Annotated in this window: 27 protein-coding genes and 1 pseudogene; 10 read left to right on the plus strand and 18 right to left on the minus strand. The window is 69.7% G+C overall.

The window, feature by feature from the left end:
- From SK854_RS29415 to SK854_RS29430, 4 genes are read right to left on the minus strand one after another with little or no spacing between them, the layout of a single operon-like run.
- Positions 1-936: a DODA-type extradiol aromatic ring-opening family dioxygenase gene (locus tag SK854_RS29415; protein ID WP_319978363.1), complete on the minus strand. Its 936-nt coding sequence runs from the start codon at positions 934-936 to the stop codon at positions 1-3.
- A complete protein-coding gene (locus SK854_RS29420) occupies positions 936-1,820 on the minus strand; it encodes an alpha/beta fold hydrolase (RefSeq protein WP_319978364.1) in 885 nt (294 codons plus the stop codon). The genes SK854_RS29415 and SK854_RS29420 overlap by 1 nt, the downstream gene beginning before the upstream one ends.
- Positions 1,817-2,320, minus strand: a complete 504-nt coding sequence (locus SK854_RS29425) for a cupin domain-containing protein (RefSeq protein ID WP_319978365.1) — start codon at positions 2,318-2,320, stop codon at positions 1,817-1,819. Before SK854_RS29425 ends, SK854_RS29420 begins: the two co-directional genes overlap by 4 nt.
- A 41-nt stretch (positions 2,321-2,361) precedes the next feature.
- On the minus strand, positions 2,362-3,132 hold the full coding sequence (locus SK854_RS29430) for an SDR family oxidoreductase (protein WP_319978366.1): 771 nt from the start codon (positions 3,130-3,132) through the stop codon (positions 2,362-2,364).
- Between the two features lie 39 nt (positions 3,133-3,171).
- Between SK854_RS29430 and SK854_RS29435 the strand changes: the two genes are divergently transcribed.
- From SK854_RS29435 to SK854_RS29450, 4 genes are all read left to right on the plus strand, one after another.
- On the plus strand, positions 3,172-3,954 hold the full coding sequence (locus SK854_RS29435; RefSeq protein ID WP_319978367.1) for an IclR family transcriptional regulator: 783 nt from the start codon (positions 3,172-3,174) through the stop codon (positions 3,952-3,954).
- Between the two features lie 77 nt (positions 3,955-4,031).
- On the plus strand, positions 4,032-5,537 hold the full coding sequence (locus SK854_RS29440; RefSeq protein ID WP_319978368.1) for a flavin-containing monooxygenase: 1,506 nt from the start codon (positions 4,032-4,034) through the stop codon (positions 5,535-5,537).
- On the plus strand, positions 5,497-5,955 hold the full coding sequence (locus SK854_RS29445; protein ID WP_319978369.1) for a cupin domain-containing protein: 459 nt from the start codon (positions 5,497-5,499) through the stop codon (positions 5,953-5,955). Before SK854_RS29440 ends, SK854_RS29445 begins: the two co-directional genes overlap by 41 nt.
- Positions 5,952-6,311, plus strand: coding sequence for a nuclear transport factor 2 family protein (locus SK854_RS29450; protein ID WP_319978370.1), 360 nt, complete (start codon positions 5,952-5,954; stop codon positions 6,309-6,311). Before SK854_RS29445 ends, SK854_RS29450 begins: the two co-directional genes overlap by 4 nt.
- 33 nt (positions 6,312-6,344) lie before the next feature.
- Here the strand turns inward: SK854_RS29450 and SK854_RS29455 are convergent, their stop codons facing one another.
- The 5 genes from SK854_RS29455 to SK854_RS29475 all read right to left on the minus strand — a co-directional run bounded on the left by SK854_RS29455 (position 6,345) and on the right by SK854_RS29475 (position 11,111).
- Positions 6,345-8,144, minus strand: coding sequence for an FAD-dependent monooxygenase (locus SK854_RS29455; protein WP_319978371.1), 1,800 nt, complete (start codon positions 8,142-8,144; stop codon positions 6,345-6,347).
- 2 nt (positions 8,145-8,146) lie between these two features.
- Positions 8,147-8,503 carry a putative quinol monooxygenase gene (locus SK854_RS29460; RefSeq protein WP_319978372.1) on the minus strand — a complete coding sequence of 119 codons (357 nt, stop codon included), beginning with the start codon at positions 8,501-8,503 and terminating at the stop codon, positions 8,147-8,149.
- Between the two features lie 235 nt (positions 8,504-8,738).
- Complete coding sequence (locus SK854_RS29465; protein ID WP_319978683.1) at positions 8,739-9,767, minus strand: 6-phosphofructokinase; 1,029 nt, start codon at positions 9,765-9,767, stop codon at positions 8,739-8,741.
- 75 nt (positions 9,768-9,842) lie between these two features.
- Positions 9,843-10,355 carry a polyadenylate-specific 3'-exoribonuclease AS gene (locus SK854_RS29470; RefSeq protein ID WP_319978373.1) on the minus strand — a complete coding sequence of 171 codons (513 nt, stop codon included), beginning with the start codon at positions 10,353-10,355 and terminating at the stop codon, positions 9,843-9,845.
- A gap of 21 nt (positions 10,356-10,376) precedes the next feature.
- The gene (locus SK854_RS29475) at positions 10,377-11,111 is read right to left on the minus strand and encodes a lysophospholipid acyltransferase family protein (RefSeq protein ID WP_319978374.1); all 735 of its coding nucleotides are present in this window, start codon (positions 11,109-11,111) and stop codon (positions 10,377-10,379) included.
- A 233-nt stretch (positions 11,112-11,344) separates the two neighbouring features.
- On the opposite strand from SK854_RS29475, the gene SK854_RS29480 reads away from it, so the two are divergent.
- From SK854_RS29480 to SK854_RS29490, 3 genes are all read left to right on the plus strand, one after another.
- Positions 11,345-11,800 carry a hypothetical protein gene (locus SK854_RS29480; protein ID WP_319978375.1) on the plus strand — a complete coding sequence of 152 codons (456 nt, stop codon included), beginning with the start codon at positions 11,345-11,347 and terminating at the stop codon, positions 11,798-11,800.
- Between the two features lie 66 nt (positions 11,801-11,866).
- The gene (locus SK854_RS29485; protein ID WP_319978376.1) at positions 11,867-11,995 is read left to right on the plus strand and encodes a hypothetical protein; all 129 of its coding nucleotides are present in this window, start codon (positions 11,867-11,869) and stop codon (positions 11,993-11,995) included.
- A gap of 196 nt (positions 11,996-12,191) precedes the next feature.
- On the plus strand, positions 12,192-12,989 hold the full coding sequence (locus SK854_RS29490; RefSeq protein WP_319978377.1) for an aminoglycoside N(3)-acetyltransferase: 798 nt from the start codon (positions 12,192-12,194) through the stop codon (positions 12,987-12,989).
- Positions 12,990-13,000: 11 nt separating this feature from the next.
- On the opposite strand, the gene SK854_RS29495 is transcribed toward SK854_RS29490, so the two are convergent.
- Positions 13,001-13,225, minus strand: a complete 225-nt coding sequence (locus tag SK854_RS29495) for a hypervirulence associated TUDOR domain-containing protein (RefSeq protein WP_319978378.1) — start codon at positions 13,223-13,225, stop codon at positions 13,001-13,003.
- Between SK854_RS29495 and SK854_RS29500 the strand changes: the two genes are divergently transcribed.
- Complete coding sequence (locus SK854_RS29500) at positions 13,214-13,519, plus strand: DUF3140 domain-containing protein (RefSeq protein WP_406601842.1); 306 nt, start codon at positions 13,214-13,216, stop codon at positions 13,517-13,519. The genes SK854_RS29495 and SK854_RS29500 overlap by 12 nt on opposite strands.
- 1 nt (position 13,520) lies before the next feature.
- Here SK854_RS29500 and SK854_RS29505 read toward each other — a convergent pair whose 3' ends face one another.
- Genes SK854_RS29505 through SK854_RS29530 form a run of 6 tightly spaced genes read right to left on the minus strand, consistent with a single transcriptional unit; the run spans position 13,521 to position 17,783 of the window.
- A complete protein-coding gene (locus SK854_RS29505) occupies positions 13,521-14,519 on the minus strand; it encodes an ROK family glucokinase (protein ID WP_319978379.1) in 999 nt (332 codons plus the stop codon).
- Positions 14,519-14,872, minus strand: a complete 354-nt coding sequence (locus SK854_RS29510) for a hypothetical protein (RefSeq protein WP_319978380.1) — start codon at positions 14,870-14,872, stop codon at positions 14,519-14,521. The genes SK854_RS29505 and SK854_RS29510 overlap by 1 nt, the downstream gene beginning before the upstream one ends.
- A 14-nt stretch (positions 14,873-14,886) precedes the next feature.
- Entirely contained in the window at positions 14,887-16,095 is a 1,209-nt protein-coding gene (locus SK854_RS29515; RefSeq protein WP_319978381.1) for an ArsA family ATPase, read from the minus strand.
- Positions 16,092-16,532 carry an SRPBCC family protein gene (locus tag SK854_RS29520; RefSeq protein ID WP_093599897.1) on the minus strand — a complete coding sequence of 147 codons (441 nt, stop codon included), beginning with the start codon at positions 16,530-16,532 and terminating at the stop codon, positions 16,092-16,094. Before SK854_RS29520 ends, SK854_RS29515 begins: the two co-directional genes overlap by 4 nt.
- Positions 16,533-16,555: 23 nt before the next feature.
- The gene (locus SK854_RS29525; protein WP_319978382.1) at positions 16,556-17,344 is read right to left on the minus strand and encodes a metallophosphoesterase family protein; all 789 of its coding nucleotides are present in this window, start codon (positions 17,342-17,344) and stop codon (positions 16,556-16,558) included.
- A gap of 58 nt (positions 17,345-17,402) precedes the next feature.
- The gene (locus tag SK854_RS29530; protein WP_319978383.1) at positions 17,403-17,783 is read right to left on the minus strand and encodes a polyketide cyclase / dehydrase and lipid transport; all 381 of its coding nucleotides are present in this window, start codon (positions 17,781-17,783) and stop codon (positions 17,403-17,405) included.
- A 98-nt stretch (positions 17,784-17,881) separates the two neighbouring features.
- On the opposite strand from SK854_RS29530, the gene SK854_RS29535 reads away from it, so the two are divergent.
- Both SK854_RS29535 and SK854_RS29540 read left to right on the plus strand, forming a co-directional pair.
- A complete protein-coding gene (locus tag SK854_RS29535; RefSeq protein WP_319978384.1) occupies positions 17,882-19,678 on the plus strand; it encodes an AMP-dependent synthetase/ligase in 1,797 nt (598 codons plus the stop codon).
- 249 nt (positions 19,679-19,927) lie between these two features.
- Complete coding sequence (locus tag SK854_RS29540; RefSeq protein ID WP_319978385.1) at positions 19,928-22,795, plus strand: AfsR/SARP family transcriptional regulator; 2,868 nt, start codon at positions 19,928-19,930, stop codon at positions 22,793-22,795.
- Positions 22,796-23,410: 615 nt separating this feature from the next.
- Here the strand turns inward: SK854_RS29540 and SK854_RS29545 are convergent.
- A pseudogene (locus SK854_RS29545) lies at positions 23,411-23,713 on the minus strand (helix-turn-helix domain-containing protein); the annotation flags it as partial.
- 77 nt (positions 23,714-23,790) lie between these two features.
- Positions 23,791-24,894: a glycosyltransferase family 4 protein gene (locus SK854_RS29550; protein ID WP_319978386.1), complete on the minus strand. Its 1,104-nt coding sequence runs from the start codon at positions 24,892-24,894 to the stop codon at positions 23,791-23,793.
- Positions 24,895-24,897 lie beyond the last annotated feature (3 nt).

A 24,897-nucleotide genomic window follows, 5' to 3' on the forward strand; every position in this document is an offset into this window, starting at 1 on the left:
TCAAACGACGGGAAAAGTAGTTCCGATGCCCATGCCGGTGATCCACTCCGGCACGGGCTCGTAACTCGTCCACACGAGCGGCAGGCCGACGGCGACCTGCCCGATGAGCCAGCAGCGGATCTCGTGCCCGCCACTGCCGGCGTGGTCCTCCAGCGCCTCGTGCCCGAGCGAGGCGATCTCACCGGCCGACCCCGCCGACAGCCGGTCGAGGAACCACTCGTCCCACACCGCGTTCACGCGAGCGTCGGGGTTGCCGCCCATGGCCTTCACCCGCGGCTCACGGGCCGCGGCGAACTCCTTCGCGTAGGCCCGCCCCCGGATCAACGACTCGCGCCGCTCCCCCACCACGGACGGATCGCGCGGGTCGTTGGACGGCAACCAGTGCGACAACCCGCCAGAAGCGACTACCAGCACTCGCCCGGGAAACACCGACGACCGCAGGGCGGCCCCCAAAGCACGTCCCAGCTCAACGCACCGATCCAGCGACGGCAGCGGTGGCGCGGCCGTGTTGACCACCAGCGGCACCAGCGGGAGCGTCGTGCCGCCGGTGATCATCTCGTAGCTCTGCACGATGCCGTGGTCGACGGTCAGCGAGTACGACAACGACACGTCGAAGCCCGCGTCCACCAGACCGCTGTGCGCCGACCAGGCCAGCGTCTGGGCCACCGGCAACGGCCCCGAGCCGCTGCCGAAGTCGCCGAACCCCACCGCTTCCTCGACGCCGAGCACGAACGGCGGCATCACGTCGTAGAAGTTGGCGTGGAAGTGGTCCGGCCCGACCACGACGATCGCGTCCGGCTCCAGCTTCTCCACCGCGAGCCGCACGCGGTCCGCGTCGCGCAGGAACACCGACCCCGGCCCGCCGGAACCGTCCGGCGGCAGCAGCGTCGCGAACGGGCTGTGCGACATCCCCGCGAAACCGATGATCTCGGCCATCAGGACGGGTCCTTTCCGTGCAGCAACCAGGTGCGATGCGTGTCGAGGAACTCGGCGACCTTCTCCCACTGCGGCCAGTGACCGGCGTCGTCGATGACGTGCAACCTCGCGTCCGGCAGCCACCCCAGCAACATGTCCGCCTCGTCCAGCCCACCCGTCGGGTCGTGGCTGGTCCACAGCAGCAACGTCGGCGCCGCGACCTTCCCCACCCACGCCGGATCCCACGCGAAGTCCTTGCGCACCACGGGGTCCTGCAGTACCAGCGTGTTGGTGATCGCCTGCACGAAGCCCGGCCGCGAGTACACCTGACGGCGCAGGTTCACCAGCTCGTCGGTGACCATCTCCTTGTGGTGGAACAGGAACTCCACGCGCCTGCGCACGGTCTCCTCGCTGGGGTCGAGCACGGCGACCATCGTGCTGTCCCGCATGCGTTGCATGACCTCGGGCTTGTTCGCGATGTTGCCCGGCGTGTTCAGCACGAGCCGGTCGACGCGGTCCGGGAAGTGCGCGGCGACCCACGCGACCACCCAGCCGCCCAGGGACTCACCGGACAGGTGCGCCTTCTCGACGCCCAGCGCGTCCAGCAGTCCCACGAGGTGCTCGGACAGCACGTCGATCGTGTACAGCAGGTCCGGCAGGTCGGACCAGCCGTGGCCGACCATGTCGTAGGCGGTGACGTGGAAGTCCTCCGCCAGCCCCGCGATGTCGCGCGAGTAGGCCTCCAGGTGGCCGCCGGTGCCGTGCAGCAGCACGAGTTCCGGGCCGGAGCCTGCCTGCAGGATCCTGGTCCGCACGGTGTGGCCACGCACCGGGACGTCGACGTGCCGCACGGTGTGGTCCACATGCGACAGTTCGCCCCAGATGCTGACGTGCTCGGGAATCACTGGTCCTCCCCAGATGTCGTGTCGAAACGGGCGCGCGCCTCGTCGAACGTCGCGAGGCCGGCGCTCTGCCTGCGGGCGAGCCCGAACAGCGCGAGCAGCCGGGAGTTCTCGACGGTGAGGAACTCGACAGGCTGCTCGGTGGAGTCGTTGTAGTGGCGGTGCCAGGTCCACGGCGGCGTGTAGACGAACGAGCCGGAAGTCCACGACACCGTCTCGAACTTCTCCGGTTCCGCGAGCTGGATCTCGCTGTGCCCGTCGCCGGAGATCACGAAGTGCACGGTCTCGTGGTAGTGCCGCTGCATGTCCGAGCTCTCGCCCGCCGGAATCACCTGGCGGAACAACTCGAACGTCGACGTGGGCAGCTTGCCCGCGATCCTCAGCGTGGTCGGGTTGGGCACCGCGCCGGCGGGAATCGTCTCCAGCTCGTCGTCGTGCACGACCAGCGGACGCCCGCCGTCCGGCCGCACGGCTTGCGTGAGCGCCCCGAGGAAGTCGGTCATGGCGAAGTCAGGTCCTGAGGTGGCCAACGCGATCGTCCCTTTCAGACTGCGGTTTCGGTGCGGCCGCCGTCGACGGTCAGCACGGTGCCGTTGACGTACGAGGCATGCGGCGAAGCCAGGAACGTCACGGCTGCGGCGATCTCACTCGGATCGGCCGCGCGCAGGGCCGGAATGTCCGCGAGGTCCTGCGCGGCGGCGGTGTCGAGATCCACACCCGTCGCCTCGGCCCTGCGCCGCAACACCTCCAGCCTGCGCGGAGTCAGCGTCGCACCGGGAGCGACGCAGTTGACCGTGACGCCGTCCGCCGCGAACTGCCGTGACGCGAGCTTCATCGCCGACGTCACGGCCGCGCGCAGCACCGTGGACGACGCCAGTCCGGGCTGCGGCTGCCGCACCGCCGTCGACGTGATGACCACGGCCCGTCCGAACCCGCGCCGTGCCATCAGCGGCAACGCCTCGCGCAGCAACGCCAGCGGCCCGAGCAGCAACAGGTCGAGGTCGCGGTGCCACTGCGCGTCCGGCACGTCGAAGATCCCACCCGGTGACGGCCCGCCCGCGTTCACGACCAGCACGTCGAGCGAGCCGAACCGGCCGGCGACGTTGCCGACGACCGCGGTGGCCTCACCGGGATCGGCGAGGTCGCAGACGAGATAGTCGGCCCCGAGGGGCGCGGCCGTCTCCTTCAGCGTGGATTCGGTGCGTCCGGCCAGAACGACGCGGTGCCCGCTCTCGACGAGCGCCGCGGCCGTCGCCGCACCGATTCCGCCGGCGCCGCCCCCGACGAGCGCGACCCGCGTGGTGTTTGCCTCCATGAGCTCCTACAGTCGCCGTGTGCGAATGGTCGACCAAGGATGAGTCCCAGTGACCGGGACTCGCAGTCAACCGAGCCGAGCGGTTCACTCGAACGCGCGGCGGCGATCCTGGACGCCTTCGACTTCTCCCACCGCGAGCTGGGCCTGGCCGAACTCGTGCGCAGGTCCGGGCTTCCGCGCTCGACGGTGCACCGCACGGCAGGCCGCATGATCGAGCTGGGCTGGCTCGACAAACCAGGCGACCGCTACCGGATCAGCACCGGCCTGTTCAAACTCTCCAGTCTCGTGCCCGTGCGGCACGAGCTGCGCGAGGCCGTGCTGCCGTTCCTGCAGGACCTCTACGCCGCCGCCCGCGTCACGGTCCAGCTCGGTGTCCTCGACGGCACTCAGGTCCTGGTCGTCGAGAAGATCACGGGGCACCGGCCGATGCCGATGCTCGACCAGGTCGGCGGCATGATCCCGGCGCACTGCTCGGGTCTGGGCCGCGCGATCCTCGCCTTCTCCACCACGTCCACTGTGGACGCGGTGATCGCCGCCGGACTGAATCGCCGCACCCCTCGCACGATCACGAGCCCGACGGCGTTGCGCCGTGAGCTGGCCGCGATCCCGGATCAGGGCTGGGCCTACGACCGCGAGGAGGGCAACGTCGGCATCAGCTGCATCGCGGCCCCGATCTTCAGCGCGGGTGGCGACGTCGCCGCGGCGTTGTCGGTGACCGGCCCGAGCGCGGCGGTGCGCCCGGACCGGATCGGCCCGGCCGTGCGGATGGCGGCCGCGGCGGCGACCCGCGCCTACTCGACCCGTCGCTGGGAGTCCCACTAGCCGGGACTTCTGGTTGGCCGTGACCAGGGCAGCGCTCCACAGTGTGGTCCGTCACATCCTCACTCAGGAGGACCAGGATGCGAGTAGCGATCATCGGCGCCGGAGTCGCCGGCCTCACCACCGCCAAGGTGCTGCTGCAGGCAGGGCACGAGGTCGAGGTGTTCGACCGGACACCGGACGTCGGCGGTGTGTGGAGCCGCACCAGGCGCTACCCCGGCCTCACCACGCAGAGCCCGAAGGCCCAGTACTCGTTCTCCGACTTCCCGATGCCGAAAGAACTGCCGGAATGGCCGACCGGCGAGCAGGTGCAGGCCTACCTGGAGGCCTACACCTGGCACTTCGGCGTCGACGCCTGTCTGCGCCTGGAGACGACGGTGACGTCCGTCGTGCCCGTTGGCAACGCGTGGGACCTGACCACGCACACCGGCACGACGTATCGCTACGACAGCGTGATCGTGGCCAACGGCGTGTTCTGCGAGCCGTCCGTACCGGAGTTTCCCGGCCGTGAGGAGTTCGAGGCGGCAGGCGGGCGAGTGCTCGCGGGCACCGAGTTCCTCGACGTCGAGGAGGCGCGGGACAAGCACGCGCTCGTCGTCGGGTACGGCAAGTCGGCGTGCGACGTGACGGTGCCGATCAGCGGTGTCGCCGCCAGCACGGACATCATCGCGCGGCAGCTGCTGTGGAAGGTCCCGCGCAAGATCGGCGGCGTCGTCAACTTCAAGATGCTGCTGCTGACCCGCATGGGCGAGGCGCTGTTCCGCTACCGGTGGCTGCGCGGGTTCGAGAAGTTCCTGCACGGCCCCGCGAATGGGATGCGGCGCTCGATGCTCAACTCGCTCGGATCGGTTTCGGTCAGGCAGTTCGGGCTGGCGCGGCACGACCTGGTGCCGTCCGGGCAGATGGAGGACATCGTCAAGGGCGCGATCGGACTCGCGACCGAGGGGTTCTTCGAGGGCGTCGAGTCGGGCGAGATCCGCGTGCACCGCGACAGGACGATCGCGCTGCTCAAGGCCGGTGGCGCGGAGCTCTCGGACGGCACGGTGCTGCCCGCCGACCTGATCGTCTGCGCCACCGGGTTCACGCAGGGCGTGCCGTTCCTGCCGGACTCCGTGCAGGAGCGGCTGTTCGACGAGCGCGGCAACTTCGCGCTGTACCGGCAGATCCAGCCGATCGGCGTGCCCGGGCTCTACTTCAACGGCTACAACTCGTCGTTCTTCAGCCCGCTCAACGCGGAGATGGCGGCGTTGTGGATCGCGGCCGATCTCGCGGGAGCGCTCTCGCTGCCGGACGCCGCCGCGCGCCGGGCGGACGTGGCCGCGCAGCTCGCGTTCATGGACGAGGCGACGAACACGCACCACTGCCGCGGCACGAAGATCATCCCGTTCTCGCTGAAGAACGCCGACGAGGTGCTCGCGGACCTCGGCCTGCAGATCGGCCGGATGACCCGCGCGTCGCACTGGCTCAACCCGGTCGCGCCGTCGGCGTACCGCAAGGTCACGCCCCAGTTGCTCGCCCGGATCAGTCGAAACGAGGTTGGAGATCATGGAAACCCCCGTGAAGCATCACGTCTACCGCAGCGGTGAGGGCACGAACGTCGGCGCGATCGGCCTGGGCATCTACACGCGGCTGACCGGCGCGGACACCAAGGGCGCCTACTCGCTGTTCGAGTACGTCGTGCCGCCGAACCTGGGCGGGCCGCCCACGCACATCCACAGCCGCGAGGACGAGCTGTTCACGTGCGTGCAGGGACGCGTCGTCGTCGAGCTGGACGGCGAGGAACACGTGCTGGGGCCGGGGGATTCGCTGCTGATGCCGCGCGGGGTGCCGCACATGTTCCACAACCCGTTCGACGAGGAGACGCGCGTCGTGGCCGTCGTGTCGCCGCCGGGGCTGGAGAACTACTACCAGGCGTTGTCGGAGCTGCCGCCGGGGCCGCGGGACATGAAGCTGGTCGCGGAGATCATGGTGCAGCACGGGCTTTCGCTGCAGAAGAAGCCATGAGCCGGGCCGACATGGTGCGGCAGATGTGTGCCGCGGTCGATTCCGGTGACGCCGAAGCGTTCGGTGCGTGGTTCGCTGCCGATGCCACCTACACGTTCGGCAACAACGAGCCGTTGATCGGGCGTGCGGCCGTCGTGGCGGCGACCGCTGGTGCCGCCGGTGCGTTGCCGTGGGTGCGGCACGTGGTCGACCAGGTCGCGGAGGTCGGAGACCAGCTGTTCTGCCGGTTCACCATCGAGACCGAGGCACCGGACGGCAAACAGCTCGCGTTGCCTTGCGTGACGGTGATCTGGATGTCCGGGGACGAGATCGTCGACTATCGCGTGCACATGGACATATCGCCGGCGATGGTGTGAGAAGAGGGGCCCGGTTCGCCGGGCCCCTTCTCGCTATGCGGCTTGGATTTGCCGTGTGGCCGGGCTGCGCACCGTGGCGAGGAACCTTTGGCATGCCTCGAAGTCGAGTTCGTCGCAGCGCCAGGCGACGTGGCCGTCCGGGCGGATGACGTAGAGGGCCTGCGAGTCCGGTTCGGTGAGGCCGTAGTGCTCGAACACCTGCGCCGAGTCGGCGCGGTGCACCCGGCCGTCCGGCCTGGCTTCGACGCGGGCGACGAGGTGACTCGTGACGCCGAGCTGGTTCAGGGCTGTCGTGTGCTCGGTGATCTCGGTCGCGGTGAGATGCTTGCGGGACAACGCGATCACGTGCAGCTGATAGCCCTGCAGAAGGTCGAACACCTGCTCGCGGTCGTTGATCCTGGCGTCGGGAACGCGCTGGCCCGCCAGTGGGCCCTTGAGCGAGTAGAGCAGCTCGTTGACGTTGATCTCGCTGGGCCGATAGCCGAGGCTCAGTTGCGAGAGGCGGTGGAACGACTTGCGGTGCGGGATCGGCGCCGCCGACATCCGTCCGATGAGGAACGGCCCCGCCGTGTCGCGCAGCCACGCCTGCCAGCCGCGCAGGCCCGCCGCGACCCGGTAGAGGCGGTCGGTGAACTTCAGCAGCCGCACGCCGGCCGGATGACGTTCGGCGGAGTAGGTGTCGAGCAGGTCCACGTCGTCGTTGATCGCCGCCGCGAGCTTCCAGGCGAGGTTGGCGGCGTCGTGCAGACCGGTGTTCATGCCCTGGCCGCCCGCCGGGGAGTGGATGTGGGCGGCATCGCCGACGAGGAACCCCCTGCCGCGGCGGTAGTCGTCGACGCCGCGCAGGTGGACCTGGTAGCGGCTGGTCCAGATCGGGGCGCTGAGGGTGACGGGCAGGTTCATCGCCCTGCGCAGCTCGGCTTGCAGGATCCCCAGGTCGAAGTCCGCTCCGGAGTCGCCGAAGTCGGTGACCATCACGCGTGAGGTCTCGGCGCCTTTCAGGGGCAGGAAGAGGCCGATGCGGTCGCGGTTCATGAACACCCGGAAGTGCGCGTGGTCGAGCGGCCACTCGACCTTGCAGTCGGCCAGCAGATAGCGCTGGCCGTACTTGTCGCCGTCGAAGCTGAGCCCGAGTTGCCGGCGGACCGTGCTGTGGGCACCGTCCGCGCCGACGACGTACTGGGCGGTGATGGTCCGCTCTCCGATGACCGCGGTGACGGCGTCTTCGGTCTGGTTCAGTTCGGTGAGCCTCATGCCGCGCCGGACTGTGACGCCATGCCTCGCGAGGTCCTGGAGCAGCACTTCCTCCACTTCGGACTGCGGCGCCATCAGGATGAACTGGTACGGCGTGGTCGCCGCCTTCGCGCGGTCGAAGTCGAGGCCTCCGGCCTGCCTGCCCCTGATGTGGAAGCGGATGCCGGTCGTGACGACGCCGCGTTCGAGCAACTCTTCGGCGAGTCCGATGCCGCGGAACAGCTCGATGGTGCGGGCCTGGACGGCGAACGCCCTCGACTCCGTGGCGGGACCGGCGTTGGCGTCGACCACGCACACCCTGACGCCCTGGCGAACCAGCAGCGCCGCCGTCATCAGACCGCTCGGACCGGCGCCGACGACGAGCACGTCGCAGTCGTGGCGGGCCGGTCGTGCCGATGAGGCGGTCCTCGGTTTCGGCGGCGGGTTGACGGGACGAGTCCGCGACTTGCCCAGACGGGTCAGAAAGCCACTGCCAGGACGTGCGGTGATCTGCGGCAGCGGAGTGCCGGTGAACCTGCCCCACAGACGGCGGGTGAGCATGAAGAGCAGCGTGACGATGGCGATGATCAGCAGTCCCACGGCTACCTCACCGCCGGCAGAGCGCTGGACATGCGCAGGAACCGCTGGACCAGGGGTCCTTCCACGAGCGGCTGGATCGCGCGCCGGAACTCCTGGACGTAGGGCTCGGCGAGGTGCTTCTCCAGGTCCTGCTTCGACCGGAACATCTCGTAGATCACGAACTGCGACCGGTCGGCCCGGTCGCGGTGGACGTGGAACTCGATCGAGCCCGGCTCCGCGCGCAACGGCTCGACGAGACCGAGGATCAGCGCCTCGACCTCGTCCTCCTGGCCCGGCCTGGCCGTGGCGAATCCCAGGTGGGTGTAGGGCCCTGTCTCGTCGGCGTCCGGCTCGGGCAGGACGATTCGCGCGTCGCTCATCAGGTCTCCCTCGACTGCTCAACGGTTGGTGAATTCACCATCGCAGTCAGCGGAAGAGCGATCACAGCGCGAGTCCCAGCGAGCGGGACCGCGACCCTTGTGCAAAAGACGTTTGCGGTCGTCCGCAAACGTCTCTTGCATAACCGATATATCGGATATTGGATGTCGCCGGATCAGGCCAGGTCAGGCCCGAAGATCAGGCCCGAAGATCAGGCCCAGAGATCAGACCCGGACATCAGGCGCCGAAGAAGACCTCAGCCTCTTCGTAACGCTCGGTCGGGACCGTCTTGAGCTCGGCCGTCGCCTCGGACAGCTTCACGCGCACGATGTCGGTGCCGCGCAGCGCGACCATGGTGCCGAAGTCACCGGCGGCGACGGCGTCGACGGCGTGCAGGCCGAAGCGGGTCGCGAGGACGCGGTCGTAGGCGGTCGGCGTGCCACCGCGCTGGATGTGGCCGAGGATGGCCGCGCGGGACTCCTTGCCGGTGCGGTCCGCGATCTCCTCCGCGAGCCACTGACCGACGCCACCGAGGCGGACGTGACCGAAGGCGTCGCGCTCACCGGAGTGCAGCATCTCGGCGCCGCCCTCGGGGATCGCGCCCTCGGCGACGACGATGATCGGCGCGAACTCGCTCTCGAAGCGGCGCTCGACCCATCCGACGACCTTGTCGACGTTGAACGGGCGCTCGGGCACGAGGATGACGTTCGCGCCACCGGCGAGACCGGAGTGCAGCGCGATCCAACCGGCGTGACGGCCCATGACCTCGACGACGAGCGCACGGTGGTGCGACTCGGCCGTGGTGCGCAGGCGGTCGATGGCCTCGGTCGCGATGTGCACGGCCGTGTCGAAGCCGAACGTGTAGTCCGTGGCGCCGAGGTCGTTGTCGATCGTCTTCGGCACACCGACGACGCCGATGCCGTCATCGGTCAGGCGCTTCGCGACACCGAGGGTGTCCTCGCCGCCGATCGCGATGATGGCGTCGATGTTGTTCGCCGCGATGGTCTCGCGGATGCGGTCGACACCGCCCTCTACCTTGTAGGGGTTCGTGCGCGACGAGCCCAGGATTGTGCCACCGCGGGTGAGGATCTCCTCGACGTCCGCGAGGCCGATCTCCTTGGTGAGGTTCTCGATCGGGCCCTGCCACCCGTTGCGGAACCCGACGATCTCCCAGCCGTGTGCCTTGATGCCCTTGCGGACCACGGCCCGGATCACGGCGTTCAGACCGGGGCAGTCACCACCGCCAGTGAGCACACCGATGCGCATCTGCTTCCCCATCTCTCGTGTTCTGTGTCACGCAGACTGTCACGAGCTGTATCGGTGCAGCAACGCGGGTCTCACTTACCGGACGGGAAACCCGATTTTCCGCCGCTGCTCCTCGATCACCTTCCACCGCGCGAGGTTGTGCCGCGCGTCGGCGAGGGCGTCGTGCGCGTCCGCCGGAGGAGCGGGCAGCCTGGGGCGGCCGACGTCGTCCCAGCGTTGCCGCAGGTCACGCGTGAAGCGGGGCAGCGCGCGCGGCAACGCCGGCATCGCACCCCACAGCTGCGCCAGCGCCACGTGGTCGTAGGCGGCGAACCACGCCCACAGCTCGACCTCGTCGCGCGCCGCGTTGCGGGCGTTGAGGAAGTCGAGCAGGTCCTCGCGGATGCGCTCGCGGCCGCGCCACGCCTTGTCCGCGGGCGAGGGCAGCTGGTTGAGCACGTTCTGCCGCACCCACGGTCCCGCGCGATCGGGATCGAACTCGGTGGACACGGCGTAGAACTCGCGGCCTTCCTCGTCGACCACACCGATCGACACTAGGTCGATCGTCAGCCCGTCCTCGATGAACTCACAGTCGTAGAAAAACCGCACCGCGACACCCTAGGGGTGCGCTCAGCTCGCCTTCTTCTCGGGCACCCGGTCGCCCTTCTTGCCCTGTTCCGGCACGTCCGCGGTCTGCTCCTTGGCCTTCGCCGCGTAGACGTCGACGTACTCCTGACCGGAGAGCTCCATCAACGCGTACATGATCTCGTCGGTGATCGAGCGCAGCACGAACCTGTCGCCGGACAGCCCCTCGTAGCGGGAGAAGTCGAGCGGCTTGCCGATCTTGATCCGGATCGGGTACGGCTTCCACATCTTCGAGCCGATGGGGTTCGCCTTGTCCGTGCCGAACATCGCGACGGGAATGACCGGCGCACCGGACTCCAGCGCGATCCACGCGACGCCGACCTTGCCCTTGTAGAGGCGGGCGTCCGGCGAACGCGTGCCCTCGGGGTAGATGCCGAGCAGCTTGCCCTCGCGCACGATCCGCACGCCGGTGTCGAGCGCTCCCTGCGCGGCGGACGCGCTGGACCGGTCGATCGGCACCTGGCCGACGCCGGTGAAGAACCACTTCTGCAGCCTGCCCTTGATCCCCTTGCCGGTGAAGTACTCGATCTTCGCCGGGAAGGTCATGCGCCGCGACAGCATCAACGGCAGGAAGAACGAGTCGGAGACGGCGAGGTGGTTGCTCGCCAGGATGGCGCCGCCGTCCTTCGGGATGTTCTCGGCGCCCTCGATGATCTTCGGCTGGAAGAACAGCCGCAGAATCGGTCCCAGGAGGACGTGCTTCATCAACCAGTACAGCACCTTGGGAAGCGCCTCCCTTAAGACCCCGCGAAACCTTGATCCCGACAATCAGCCTACGGAGCCGACCGCACCTCACACAACGAGTCCCGAGTTAGTGCGTCACGGCCGTGCCAGAACGCGGGCCGGGAAGCGGAACCGGGGACGTGACTGGGCCGTCTGCCGTAACCCGCAACACATCCCGCCCGTGCAACGATGTGGGGTCAGAGGGTGGCGGCACGTGGGAGAGGCTCTGGATGAACGCCCGGCGCGACTCGACCGACGGCCCGGAGAACGTCGACGAGCTCTTTGCCGAGATCGTCGCGGGTCTCGAACGGGACGGGGTCGGCAAGAACTGGCTCGACCTCGACGAGGCGAGCCCGCAAGAACCGGAACCACGCACCGCCGTGGCCGACGAACCGTCACCGGAGCCCGTTGACGAGCCCGAAGCCCGTGATCCGGCCGACGAGGACCACTACGTCCCGCCGGAGCCGCCGCCGTTCCCGGTGCTGCGCGCCTCCACGCTCGCGGCGCTCGGCCTGTTCGTACTGGGCATCCTGCTGCTGGTCGCGCCCGGCATCTTCGGACTGCAGTCGCGCATCGGCACCCCGCTGTCCCTGGTGGCGCTGTGCGCGGGTGTCGGCTGGCTGATCCTGCGCATGCGCAACACCCCGCCGCCCGACTCCGGCTGGGATGACGGCGCCCAGGTGTGACACGTCACGTCTTGCTTGGTAACGACGTGATAACAGCCACTCAAACCTTCAGATAACGATTCGGTCGTGCTTACCGTGTCGCCCATGGACCAGATGCAGCACCTGATGATGGCCCGCGCCATGGCGACCCTGAGCAAGAAGGACGCGGAGCGCGCCAAGCGCCGCCCGCGCATCCTGCGCCTGCTCGGCCGCTAGATCTGGGTCCGGCCCTCTTCCGCCGGACGTTCGAGCTGGATGCTCGCGGCGGGTGAACAACCCCGACACGCCCGCCGCGACATTCCCCAAATCGATATATCAGTCTCGCTGACCTGCACCTTTGCAACAGGTCTTTTGACTTCGTCCGCAAACGAGCTGTTGCAAAGCCCTGCAGGCCTCTGGTGCAGTTGACCTCGTGGAGCTGAACAGACGAGACGCCGATCCGGTTGATTTCGATCTTCTGTACCGAGGTTTCCAGGAGCTGGGCGTGGCCAAGGGCGCGACGATCGTCGTGCACTCGTCCCTCTCAGCGTTCGGCGAGGTGGCCGGAGGTGCGGGGACGGTTCTGCACGCTCTGAGGAAATGCGTGGGCGAAGCGGGCACGGTCGTCGTCCCCGCGTTCACCGGTGACGTGATCACCGATCCGCGTCCGGACTGCCGCACCGCTGGTGTCCCTGAGGTCGAGGCGGCGAGGGCGCGCGTACCGCTGTTCCACGACGCATTCCCCGCGGGCATGGGCGCTGTTCCCAACGCAGTGCTGACAGAGCCGGGCCGACGACGCAGCCGGCATCCGCAGGCTTCGGTCGCGGCGCTCGGCGCGGCCGCGGAGTACATCACCGAACGCCAGCCGTTCGCCTACGCGCTGGGAGCGGACTCGCCGTTCAGCAGGCTTTACGAACTGCGGGCGCAGATCGTGCTGCTCGGTGTCGGGCACAACCGCAACTCGTTCCTGCACCACGCGGAATCGCTGTTGCCCGTTCATCGGACGAAGCTGCGCAGGTTCCCCTACCTCGTCGAAGGCGAACGGGTCTGGGTGGAAGCGCCTGACGTCGGCAATGACGACAACACCCATTTCCCGCGGGTGGGCGCTGACTGGGCTGCCCAGGGACAAGCCCGTCGTCAGGCCATCGGAGCTGCCCGCTGTGAGCTCGTGGACGCCGTTCCCTTCATCGACTTCGCCAGGAAGCGGCTCGGCCGGCTCATGAGCGTGTGACCGGCGGAGGGCTAGCCGGACTTCGAACGCCGGCGCAGTGCGGACGGCTTGTGCACCGCGTCTCTGCCGCTCTTCGCGCTCTCCACGCGGTACTGAGGCTCGTCCTCCGAGGCCTTCACCTTGCGGCCCGCCGCCTCCGTCTCCTCGGTGATCTCTTCCTTCACCTCGCCGTGCGTCGTCGAGCCGTGGCTCGACCACTCGACCTCGTCACCCGGTTCGTAGGGATGCTTCGTCATGCCGGACGGGTACCCCGTTCGGACGCGTCAACCCGGCCAGAAGGAGGCGGCGTGAACGACGACGAGCAGGAGCAGACCCGCTCCGGCGAGTCGACCGGGCACGCGTCAGGCCGCCGCATCGTGTCGTTGCCGAAGACGAAGCGCGACGACCTGACCGACGCCGACTTCGACCACATGCGCAAGGTCGTCGGCTACGTGCACCGGCACCTCGCCCAGCGGCTGGAAGGCGACGTCGAGGACAGCCGCAGGCACTACTCCCTGATGAACTGGGGCCACGACCCCCTCGGGAAGTAGCTCAGGAACGACGCGAGTGGTTCTTCGCCGCCGGTGCGGTCGTCTGGGAGGCCATCTGCGCTGCCATCTCGCGGGCCAGGGTCGCCGCGCCCACGATGCCGGCGTCGTCGCCGAGTTGGGCGGTGCGGATCCGGGCCAGCGGGCGGTGGCCCGCTCCCGTCACCACGGCGGCGTAGCGCTCACGGGCGTCGTCGAGGAACAGCGGCGCCGACGTCGACACGCCTCCCCCGATGACGATCACCTCGGGGTCGTAGACGTCGGCGACGAGTGCCAGGCCCTCGCCGAGCCAGCGGGCCAGGTCGGCCATCGCGCGCTTGGCCAGCGGGTCGCCGTCGCGGGCCGCGCCCGCCACCCGGCGGCCGGTCACCGCGCGGGAGTCGCCGGCGGCCTCGCGGGCCAGGACGGTGGAGACGCCGGGGTGCTTGGCGAGCAGTTCCACCGCCGTGGCGCTCAGGGCCGTGCCGCTGCAGTAGCGCTCCCAGCAGCCGTTCTTGCCGCACGGGCAGGGGCGGCCGTCCGGGACGACGCGCAGGTGGCCCAGTTCGGGGGCGACTCCGTACGCGCCGCGGAAGACCTCGCCGTTGAGCAGCAGCGCGGCTCCGATGCCCGTGCCGATGGCGACCAGAACAGCGGTCTTGGCGCCTCGGGCGGCGCCGAAGCGGTGTTCGGCGAGGGCGGCGGCGTTCGCGTCGTGTTCCAGGACGACCGGCATGCCGAGGCGATCGCTCATGCGGTCGGCCACGTCGGCCTGCCGCCACGCCAGGTGAGGCGCGAAACGGACCGTGCGGCGGTCTGAGGCGATGAACCCCGCCACGGCCAGCCCGACGGCGTTCACGGCGTGGCGGTCCGCCACCTCCTCCACGGCGGCGACGATCGCGTCTTCGAGAGCGCGTTCGCCCGCCGGGGTGGGCGCGCGCGAGGTGTCCAGCACCGAGCCACGCGGGTCCACGACGCCAGCGCGCACGCTGGTGCCACCGATGTCCACTCCGACCGTGAGCACTAGTCGGTCTTCCTGACGACCTTGATGTGCTGCACGCGCTGTCCCGTGCCGGAGTCATGCGCGGGCTCCTCGGCGCCCGCCGAAGGAGCCGGGGTACCGGGCTCGCGCAGGGCCGCACGCAGCACCGCGACCAGGCCCGCCGCGTGTTCGGCGGCCTTCGCGGCCAGTTCGGAACGGTCGCCGCGCAGCAGTGCCACGCCGTTGCACAACGGACACCAGCCGCACGTCTCGGGCGTGTGCGAACCGTCGCCCGCCTCGGAGACGCGCTGCAGCCACGGCTGCATGCGCTCGGCGGCCGTGTCGATGAGCAGCCGCAGCTCCTCGGCGAGCTTGCCGGTGTTGTCCTGAGTCATCTACAAGCTCCTGATCAGCGCCAGAGGGAAGGGTCCGGGCGGAACCCCACCGTCACGCCACCCGAGTCCATCTCCGCACCGGTGACGATGCAGCGCCTCAGCAACGACGGCAGCGCCACGAGCCGACGCCGGCCGTCGACGGTCAGCGCCAGGTCGTCGCTCACGCGCGCGAGGTCCAGCTCCGTGTCGTCGGCCAGCGGCAAAGCGATCCGCAACGAATATCGGGCGTCGAGTCCGCGACCGCTGCCCGACACCTCCAGCAACGACTCCGAGACCGTGGCGCCCGGCAACGGGTCCGAGTCGCCGTACAGCTGCTCGGCGACCTCCAGCAGCGCCGAAACGCCCACGGGCTCCGACGCGCGGTGGTCGACCGTGCGGATCTCACCGATCCCGGTCAGTTCGGCCAGCACCGCGTCCTGCTCGTGGCGACGCGTGCGCAGCCACGAGGCGGCGGCACCGCGCGCGGCACCCGGCGAGGGCACCAGCCGGTTCGCGATCACGCTGTCGACCCGGATTCCCTGCAACGCCAACGCGGTCAGCGTGCGACGGGTCTCGGCGGCGACGACGCGTTCCGGCGTCAGCACGAGCCGCACCGAGCACGACGACGAGTCCGTGAGCATCGAACGCAACGCGTCCAGCCGCTCGGCGAGCCGGCTCAGCGCGTCGGCCGTCGCGTCCCACTTCTCGACGGTCCCGGTGCCGGCGACGCCCGCGAGCAGGCCGCGCACCACGCGCCGGTGCGTCGGGAAGAGCCGTTCGAGATAGCCGGCGAACGCCTCGGGCAGCGACAGCAGCCGCAACGTCTCCGCGGTCGGCCCGCAGTCGACGACCACGACCTCCCACGGCCCGGACGACGCGAGCCGTCGTACCTCCGCCAGCGCGAGGAGTTCCTCGACACCGGGCAGCACGGTCAGTTCCTCGGCGTCGAGCTCGTCGACACCGGCGCCCGCGAGCACGGTCCGCAGGTGTCCGCGCAGATCACCCCAGGCCTCGTCGACGAGACCGCGAGGGTCGATCTGGCAGGCGAACAAGCCATCCGACCCGTCCACTTCGGACGGTTCGGCACCGAGACGCACGTCGAGCGCGTCCCCCAGCGAGTGCGCGGGATCGGTGGAGACCACGAGCGCCTTGCGGCCGTGCGCGGCCAGCGAGGCGGCCGTCGCGGCCGACAGCGTCGTCTTGCCGACCCCGCCCTTGCCGGTGAAGAGCAGGACCCGGCTCAAGCCGCCTTCTCCGCGCGCTTCTTGAGTTCCTTGAGCGCGGTGTCGAGGATCAGCTTCTCGGCCTTGCGGCGGAACAGCCCGATCATCGGGATCACCAGCTGCACCGACAGCGTGTAGGTGACCTTGGTGCCGGTGCCGGACGGCGCCAGCACGTAGCTGCCCTGCTGCGCCTTCTGCATGGTGCCCTTGACGAGCTGCCACTTCACCGACAGACCGTCGGCGGCCCAGTCGTACTTCAGGGTGTACTCGTCCTTCACGGGACCCTGGTCGATCGCGAACCGCACCTGCTCGGCACGGCCGTCGTCGCGGGAGTCGAGGACCTCGACTTCCTTCATCCCGTTCGCCCAGTCCGGGTACGACGGGAAGTCCGCGATGATCGCCATGATCTTCTCAGGCGGAGCGTCGATGACGATGGACTGAGTGGACTCGTCGGCCATGTGTGAGGAGGTTACTCGCGTCTTTACCAGTTGAGGACGTGAGGCTTGCCGCTGCGCTGGAAGTGCCCGACGTTGACGCACTCGGTGTAGCCGACGCGCACGCGCCTGGCCAACGGCTGGTGCACGTGCCCGAACACCGACCAGCGCGGACGCTCGCGCACGATCTTGTCCAGCGCGGCCCGCGATCCCCATTCGGGACGGCGCGCCACGACGTCGTAGGTCAGTTCCGGCACGAGCGGCGGTATGTGCGTGCACAGCACGTCGACCTGGCCGATCCGCTCCAGCGCGTCCGCCATGTCGGCCTCCGTGCGCAGGTACGGGAACCAAGGCGCGTTGGGGTTGCGGACCAGTCCGGGCACCATCAGCCCGCCGCCCGCGAAGCCGAACCTCAGCCCGCCGATCTCCGCGGCCTCGCCGTCGAGCACGTGCACGCCGTCGCGGGCGAACTGCGGCCACAGGTGCGGACTGTCCACATTGCCCGGTGTCGCGTACGTCGGCGCGGACATGGCGCTGAACAACGCGTGGTACTGCTCCAGCACCGCTTCTTCCACGACGGAACGCGCGTCGTCGAGTCCGTCCCACAGCGATCGGATGTAGCTCGCCGTGTCCGCCCGCCTGGTGCCGCGTCTCAGTTCAGCGAAGATCCCGACCTTCTCCGCACCGAAGACGCGGCCGAGGATCCCCTTGGAATGGTCGTAGTAGTCGACGAAGTCGATCAGGTCGCCGAGCACGACGAGAGCGTCCGCCCCGTCGCCGGCACGCGCCAGCGCCTCAGCGTTGCCGTGCACATCCGAGACCACATGAACCCGCACGGTTCCAACTTAGTTGACGCCGCATGGGGGTGTTCTGCGAGACGCGCGTCAAGCAAGATCACCCTGCCGGCGGGCAGCCGGCAGGGCGACCGTCCTCCAGAGTCAGCTTGAGCCCCAGTGCGACGGATTTCGCGTCGAGCTGACGGCGTTGCACCTCGCGGCGGGCGTTGCGCGGTGTGAGCGAGCCGGCGGGAGAATCAGCGCGGAGGAAGTAGTGCAACACGGTGCCGTCGAGCATAGGTTCGAGCCAGACCTCCATCGTGCCGACGAGTGCGCCGCCCACGGTCCAGCGCAGCCCCTCTTCGCCCCTGTCGGCGTAGACGTCCAGTTCGAGGTCAGGCCAGAAAGCTCGCCACGACGAGGGCGAGGCAAAGGCGGCGGCGACCACGCTGGGTGGTACCGCGAGGAAAGTCTCGTCGACGACGTCCACGCTGGCCATGAGGACAAAAGGTAACGGAAGGGCGTACCAGCCTTTGTATCGCCGGAATCACACGCTAAGTTTCCCCACCAGTAACATTTCACCGTACGGAGGTTGACGTGCGCGAGTTCAGCGTCCCCGCCACCGCCGCTGTGGCTCCGGAGGAGAACCTCACCGACATGGTGTGGGCCAACGCGGAGCGCTTCGGCAACGCCGTCAGCTTCCGCAGGCAGGTCGACGGCACCTGGATCGACATCACCGCGCGTGACTTCGCCGCGCAGGTGATGGCAGTCGCCAAGGGCATGGTCGCGGCCGGTCTCGAACTGGGCGACCGGGTCGGTTTGGTCTCCAAGACCCGCTACGAGTGGTCGTTGCTCGACTTCGCCATCTGGGCGGCGGGCGGCGTCGTGGTGCCCATCTACGAGACGTCGTCGGCGGACCAGATCGAGTGGATCCTGTCCGACTCCGGCGCGAAGGCGGTGTTCGTCGAGGCGCCTTCGCACCGTGCGATGGTCGACGACGTCGTCGGCACGCTGCCCGAGCTGCGCCACGTGTGGCAGATCGACGGTGCGGCGGCCGCGGTCGACGAGCTGACCGCGCTCGGTGCCGAGATCACCGACGAGCAGGTGCACGAGCGTCGCGGGCAGGTGCAGGCGGACCACACGGCGACGCTGGTCTACACGTCCGGCACCACCGGCCGTCCCAAGGGCTGCACGCTGACGCACCGCAACCTGCTGTCCGAGGTGCGGTCGACGCTGTCGCGGTTCCCGGAGATCCTCGCGGCCGGCAACTCGCTGCTGCTGTTCCTGCCGCTCGCGCACATCCTGGCGCGCGCTCTGGCGGTGGCCTGCGTGTACTCGCGGGTGACCGTCGGCCACACGGCGGACGTCAAGAACCTCGTCGGGGACCTCGGCCAGTTCCGGCCGACGTTCGTCGTCGCGGTGCCGCGCGTGTTCGAGAAGGTCTACAACGGCGCCAAGCAGAAGGCGCACGCCGGCGGCAAGGGCAAGATCTTCGACGCCGCCGAGGCGACGTCGGTCGCGTACTCGAGCGCCCTGGACAACGGCGGTCCCGGCCTCGGTCTGCGGATCAAGCACGCGGTGTTCGACAAGCTGGTGTTCACGAAGCTGCGTGCCGCCCTCGGTGGTCGCGCGATCGCCGCGGTCTCCGGTGGCGCGCCGCTGGGTGACCGGCTGTCGCACTTCTTCCGCGGCGCGGGCATCCCGGTCTACGAGGGCTACGGCCTGACCGAGACGTCGGCGGCGGCGTGCGTGACGTTCCGCGGCCAGGAGAAGGTCGGCACGGTCGGCCTGCCGGTGCCCGGCACGTCGGTGAAGATCGCCGAGGACGGCGAGATCCTCATCAAGGGCGACATCGTGTTCACCGGCTACTGGAACAACGAGGCCGCCACCAAGGAGGCCTTGGAGGACGGCTGGTTCCACACCGGTGACATCGGCGAGCTCGACACCGACGGGTTCCTGAAGATCACGGGCCGTAAGAAGGAGATCATCGTCACCGCCGGTGGCAAGAACGTCTCCCCCGCGCAGCTCGAGGACCGGATCCGGGCGCACCCGCTGATCTCGCAGTGCATGGTCGTCGGCGACAAGCAGCCGTTCATCGGCGCGTTGATCACCATCGACCCGGAGTTCTTCCCGTCGTGGAAGGAGTCGCACGGCAAGCCGGAGTCGGCCGAGGTTCCCGATCTGATCGAGGACGCGGACCTGCTGGCCGAGATCCAGGCCGTGGTGGACGACGCGAACAAGTCGGTGTCCAAGGCCGAGGCGATCCGCAAGTTCCGGGTGCTGCCGGTGGACTTCACCGAGGCGGGCGGCGAGATGACGCCGTCGCTGAAGCTGAAGCGCTCTGTCGTGGCGACGACCTACGCGTCCGACATCGACGCCATCTACGCGAAGTAACCGCAGGTCAAATGCGCGAAAGGCCCAGGAGCCAGAGAGTGCTCCTGGGCCTTTCGACCCCCAGCGATCGTGATCCGCGAACTTTCCGCGGAACCCGAGAAGTTTGTTGCCCCGGCCCCCCGACCGGGACATGAAGAAGATTGCCGTACGGCGCTGACGTATCGCTGACGCGCCGATGTCACTTGGCGACAGCGCGCTAATAGGCTGTGAGTCAGACGGGGATCATCTGGCTCGCACGAGGGGTAGGCGATGGCTTCGGGTCCGCAGTTCCGGCTGCTCGGCCCGATGGAGGTGCGCCTGGCCGGCTCCGCTGTCGTGTTGCGCGCGGGCAAGCACAGAGCGTTGCTGGCGGCGTTGCTGCTGCGGCCGAACCGCGTGGTCCCCGTGACGGAACTCGTCGAGCACGTGTGGGGCGACACACCGCCTGCGCGCACGCGTGGGACGTTGCAGACGTACGTGATGCGGCTGAGGGCGGCGCTGGGCGATCCGTCGTTGATCCAGACGGCCTCCGACGGCTACCGGATGCTGGTGGACCCGCTGGCCGTGGACGCGCATCGGTTCGCGGACGCGGCGGCTCGCGGACGTGCGGCGGCGTCGTCGGAGGACCTGGTCACGGCGCGGAAAGCGTTTGCCGAGGCGTTGGAGCTGTGGCGCGGGCCGGTGCTGTCGGACGTGCCTTCGGAGACGTTGTACTCGGAGCACGCGCCGCGGCTGAACGAGCTGCTGATGACGGTGCACGAGCAGCGGATCGACGTGGAGCTCGCGCTGGGCAACCACGCGGACCTGGTGCCGGAGCTGTTCGCGCTGACGCGGGACCACCCGTTGCGGGAGCGGTTCTGGGGGCAGCTGATGCTCGCGCTGTACCGCTGCAGCAGGCAGGCGGAGGCGCTGGAGGCGTTCCGGCAGCTCGACCGGACTCTGGACGACCAGCTGGGCATCGATCCGTCCGCCGAGCTGCGGGCGTTGCACCAGGCGATCCTGATGGGGGCCCGGGAGCTGGCGGCGCCGGTGGTGGCGCGGGAGCCGGAACGCGCGCCGGCGTCGCCCATGCGGCTGCCGGACGACATCGCGGACTTCACCGGGCGGTCCTGGCACGTGGAGCGGATCACCGGGCTGATCGCGGGCGGGTCGGTGCCGATCGTGACGCTGGCGGGGCAGCCGGGGGTGGGCAAGACGACGCTGGCCGTGCGCGTGGCGCATCTGCTGCGGGACCGGTTCCCGGACGGGCAGCTCTACGTCGACCTCCGCGGGTATGCGCTGGGCGCGCCCGCGGACGGGATGGACGTGCTGTCGCGGTTCCTGCGGGCGCTGGGCGTGCCGCCGGACGAGATCCCGCCCGATGCCGACGAGCAGAGCACGATGCTGCGGTCGCTGCTGTCGGGCCGCCGGATGTTGCTGCTGCTGGACAACGCCTCCGCACCCGACCAGGTGCGGCCGCTGCTGCCGGGGACGGCGTCGTGCCGGGTGATCGTGACGTCGCGGGACGACCTGCGCGGGCTGATCGCGATGAACGGCGCGCGGACCGTACCGGTGGACGTGTTCTCGGTGGCCGAGTCGGCGTCGTTGCTGGAGAAGCTGCTCGGGCCCGGTGATCACGCGGAGCTGGCGTCGCGGTGCGGGCACCTGCCGCTGGCGTTGCGGGTGGCGGCGGCGTACCTGGCGGGGCGGGACGACGTGACGATCTCCGGTTCGCCGATCGAGCTCGCCTACGCCGCGCTGCCTCCCGCGCCACAGCGGTTGTTCCGGCTGCTGTCACTGGTGCCGGGACCGGACTTCACGGCGGAGGCGGCGTCCGCGCTGGCCGACGTGGACGCCGAGGGTCTGCTGACGGTGCTGGCGATCGCGCGTCTGGTCGTGCGGGCGGTGCCCGGCCGCTACCGGTTCCACGACGAGCTGGTCCGCTACGCCGCCGCGTTGCGCGAGGAGTCGGACAGCCCGTCCGAGCAGCAGGCCTCGTGGACGGCGCTGCTCGACCACTACCTGCGCGGCGTCGAACGCTGTGCCGAACTGCTCTATCCCGGCATCGTGAGGCTGCCGTCGTCGGCCTCGGGACCGGCACCGCGGATCTCGACCTCCGCCGAGGCGCTGGCGTGGCTCGACGCGGAACGTCCGAACCTGATCGCCGCCATCCGGCACGCGGCCGAGCACGGCCCCTCGGAGGTGGCCTGGCAGCTGGCCGACGCGCTGCGCGGCTACCTCTGGATCGGCCAGCACGTGGGCGAATGGCTCGCGACGGCACACCACGGCCTGCAGGCCGCCCAGAAGTCCGCGCACCGCCCGGCCGAGGCCGCGATGCACGCGAACCTGGGCACCCTCTACCTGCGGCTGGGCGAGTTCGCACGCTCCGTCGAGCACCACGACCACGCCATCGAGCTGTACCGGGCGCTGGGCGACAAGGACGCCGAGGCGAGCGTGCTGAACAACCTCAGCCTCGTGCACCGCCGCTCCGGAGACCTGGCCGCCGCGAAGGACGCCCTGCTCCGCTGTCTGGAGATGCTGCGCTCGGCCCCGGCGGACAGCGTCAGCACCGGCCTGTACAACCTCGGCCAGCTCGCCGTGGAACTCGGCGAGATCGACGGCGCCGTCGAGCACTTCTCGCAGGCGCTGGCCCTGGCGCCGAACGCCGACAGCCACACCTACCTCGGCATGGCCCTGCGCCTGCAGGGCCGCCTGGACGAGGCCCGCGCCCACCTCGACCGCGCCCTGGAGATCGGCAACGTCCCGGCCGGCGAGGCCGAGACCCTGGAGAACCTCGCTGCCCTGGAACTCGCGTCCGGCAACGCCGAAGCGGCCCTGTCCCTGGCCTCGCGCGCCCTGTCCCTGGTCGCGGACGGCGGAGACCAGCAGGTGGCGACCACGACCCGGATCACGCTCGGCGAGATCCGCCGCGCTCTGTCCGATCTCGACACCGCCGCCGGGCTGTTCGAACAGGCCCTCACGACGGCCCGGCGGATCGGCTACGCCTCAGGCGAGGTCCGCGCGCTGATCGACCTCGCCGTGGTGCTGCGGGACCTCGACCGCGCCGCCGACTCCCGGTCGGCCGCCGAACAGGCCGCGCGGCGCGGCGCCGAACTCGGATTGCGCGCTCTGGAGAACCGGGCCCGCGAACTCGCCTGACCCCGGCGGCTCCCGGTGTGCGCGCAGGGCGGCGGCGAGCCAGGTGAAGGCAGGCACGCTGGGCGGGGCCGGTGTGCGGTCGTTGATCAGGCTCAGCAGCTCCCAGTAGCGTTCGACGCGGGGTTCGGCCACCGCGTCCAGCCAGTCGAGCAGTGCCCGTGACTCGCTCTCGTCGAGATCGGCGGGCACGATGCGGTCGAGGATCGCGCGGCCGGCGCCGGACTCCGGTGCGATCTTCTTCTCGGCAGCCGGACTCGCGTGCTCGAGAACCAGTGGCCGGATGTTGAGGCCGAACTCGATGCGGTTGCCGGACTCGCCGCGGAGCACCAGCAGTTGCACGGTGCGTTGGAAGTCGTCGTCGGAAACGAGTTCCGCGAGCTCCATCCAGGCGTCCACCTGCGCGGAGGTCGGGTCGTCCGGCAGCTGTGGCGGCATCTCCCGCATGAAACCGGCGATGACGAGAGCGTCCTCATCGGTGACGCCGGCGAAGACCTTGTCGACGAAGCCGTCGATGAGGTGTTGCCGTTCGTGTGCCGGCAACCGGGCGAGTTCGTACATCAGGGACAGTCCTTCGGACTTGTTCTCACGGCGGATGGCGTTGTGGAGGACAGCGCGGTTCAGCCGCAACATCCGGATCCGGGTGTCGAGCGCGTCGACGTGGACCGCGGCGATCTCGGCCAGCGTGGACCGCCGGTCGACCACCTTCCGCACCTCGTCCAGCCCGAGGCCGAGTTCACGCAGCGTCCGGACCAGGTGCAGGCGGCCGACCGCGTCGGCGCCGTAGATGCGGTAGCCACCCGAGTTCCGTTCCAGGGGTGGCACCACTCCGCTGTCGGACCAGAACCGGATCGTGCGCGCCGGCAGCCCGGTGCGGCGAGCCAGCTCTCCGATCGTGTAGCGGTCCGTCTCGTCGTCCATGCCATCAACCTGCACCTTCCAGCCGCTGGAAGGTCAAGCCGGCCGAGCGGATCCAGGTGCGATATATCGGATATCGGTCAGCCGATGAGATTTTCGAGACGGTGTGCGAGCTGGTCCCAGCGCCAGTGGTCACTGACCCATTCCCGGCCCGTGCGCCCCATCTTGGCCGCGGTCTCGGGATCGGCGAGCAGCGAGGCGACCCGCTCGGCGACGTTCTCGACGTCGCGGCCGTCGACGACGTTGCCGGTGATGCCGTCGCGCACGGTCTCCGGAGCGCCGCCGGACCGTCCAGCCACCACGGGCAGCCCGGTCGCCGAGGCTTCCAGGTAGACGATGCCGAGGCCTTCGACGTCGAGACCGCGGCCGCGCGTGCGGCACGGCATCGCGAAGACGTCGCCGGCGTTGTAGTGCGCGGGCAGTTCCTCCCACGGCACCGAGCCGGTCAGGACGATGTCCCGCGAACCGGCGGCCAGCTTCTCCAGCGTCCCCCGGTACGGCCCGCCGCCGACGATCAGCAGTGCGGCGTCCGGCACCGTCCGCTGGATCAACGGCAACGCGCGGATCAGGACGTCCTGCCCCTTGCGCGGCACGAGGCGCGACACGCACACGATCACCGGCCGGTCGCCCAGCCCGTAACGGCGGCGGATCTCGGCGCGCGCGGCCGGATCCGGGCGGTACAGCTCGGTGTCCACACCGGAGGGAAGGTGTTCGAGCGCCGCCATCGGGCCGAACGCCGCCGCGAACCGCGAGCGGGTGTAGCGGCTGACGTAGGTCACGACGTCCACTCCGGACCCGATGGCCCGCAACGCCTGCCGCGCCACCGGCAGCATCGACCAGCCGACCTCGTGCCCGTGCGTGCAGGCAACCGCGCGACTGAGCCCGAGCGACGGCGCCAGCAACGCCAGCGGTGCCGCCGCCCCGAACCACGCCGCCTCACACGACTCGGCACGGGCGATGTCGCGGGCACGGGCGAGGACGTCCGGTGTCGGCAGCATCAACGACGTCGGGTGCCGCACCACCGGGAACGGCTGCTCGGCGTCGAACTCCTCCGCGCCCTTCCACTTCGGCGCGTACACGACGAGCGAGTCCGCGGGCAGCCGTGTCGCCAAAGCGTGCAGGTAGGACTGGATGCCACCGGGGCGGGGCGGGAAGTCGTTGGTCACCAGCAAGGTTCGGCGCACGAA

The sequence above is a fragment of the Lentzea sokolovensis genome, assembly GCF_033949975.1.
In the GTDB taxonomy this organism is placed as follows: domain Bacteria; phylum Actinomycetota; class Actinomycetes; order Mycobacteriales; family Pseudonocardiaceae; genus Lentzea; species Lentzea sokolovensis.

What these genes read in the sequence shown, in the direction of transcription:
- SK854_RS29415 (WP_319978363.1), bottom strand. Translation starts at nt 936, where the DNA reads ATGGCCGAGATCATCGGTTTCGCGGGGATGTCGCACAGCCCGTTCGCG.
- SK854_RS29425 (WP_319978365.1), bottom strand. Translation starts at nt 2,320, where the DNA reads ATGACCGACTTCCTCGGGGCGCTCACGCAAGCCGTGCGGCCGGACGGC.
- SK854_RS29430 (WP_319978366.1), bottom strand. Translation starts at nt 3,132, where the DNA reads ATGGAGGCAAACACCACGCGGGTCGCGCTCGTCGGGGGCGGCGCCGGC.
- SK854_RS29435 (WP_319978367.1), top strand. Translation starts at nt 3,172, where the DNA reads ATGAGTCCCAGTGACCGGGACTCGCAGTCAACCGAGCCGAGCGGTTCA.
- SK854_RS29440 (WP_319978368.1), top strand. Translation starts at nt 4,032, where the DNA reads ATGCGAGTAGCGATCATCGGCGCCGGAGTCGCCGGCCTCACCACCGCC.
- SK854_RS29445 (WP_319978369.1), top strand. Translation starts at nt 5,497, where the DNA reads ATGGAAACCCCCGTGAAGCATCACGTCTACCGCAGCGGTGAGGGCACG.
- SK854_RS29450 (WP_319978370.1), top strand. Translation starts at nt 5,952, where the DNA reads ATGAGCCGGGCCGACATGGTGCGGCAGATGTGTGCCGCGGTCGATTCC.
- SK854_RS29460 (WP_319978372.1), bottom strand. Translation starts at nt 8,503, where the DNA reads ATGAGCGACGCGCGAATCGTCCTGCCCGAGCCGGACGCCGACGAGACA.
- SK854_RS29465 (WP_319978683.1), bottom strand. Translation starts at nt 9,767, where the DNA reads ATGCGCATCGGTGTGCTCACTGGCGGTGGTGACTGCCCCGGTCTGAAC.
- SK854_RS29480 (WP_319978375.1), top strand. Translation starts at nt 11,345, where the DNA reads ATGAACGCCCGGCGCGACTCGACCGACGGCCCGGAGAACGTCGACGAG.
- SK854_RS29500 (WP_406601842.1), top strand. Translation starts at nt 13,214, where the DNA reads ATGCTTCGTCATGCCGGACGGGTACCCCGTTCGGACGCGTCAACCCGG.
- SK854_RS29495 (WP_319978378.1), bottom strand. Translation starts at nt 13,225, where the DNA reads ATGACGAAGCATCCCTACGAACCGGGTGACGAGGTCGAGTGGTCGAGC.
- SK854_RS29510 (WP_319978380.1), bottom strand. Translation starts at nt 14,872, where the DNA reads ATGACTCAGGACAACACCGGCAAGCTCGCCGAGGAGCTGCGGCTGCTC.
- SK854_RS29520 (WP_093599897.1), bottom strand. Translation starts at nt 16,532, where the DNA reads ATGGCCGACGAGTCCACTCAGTCCATCGTCATCGACGCTCCGCCTGAG.
- SK854_RS29530 (WP_319978383.1), bottom strand. Translation starts at nt 17,783, where the DNA reads ATGGCCAGCGTGGACGTCGTCGACGAGACTTTCCTCGCGGTACCACCC.
- SK854_RS29540 (WP_319978385.1), top strand. Translation starts at nt 19,928, where the DNA reads ATGGCTTCGGGTCCGCAGTTCCGGCTGCTCGGCCCGATGGAGGTGCGC.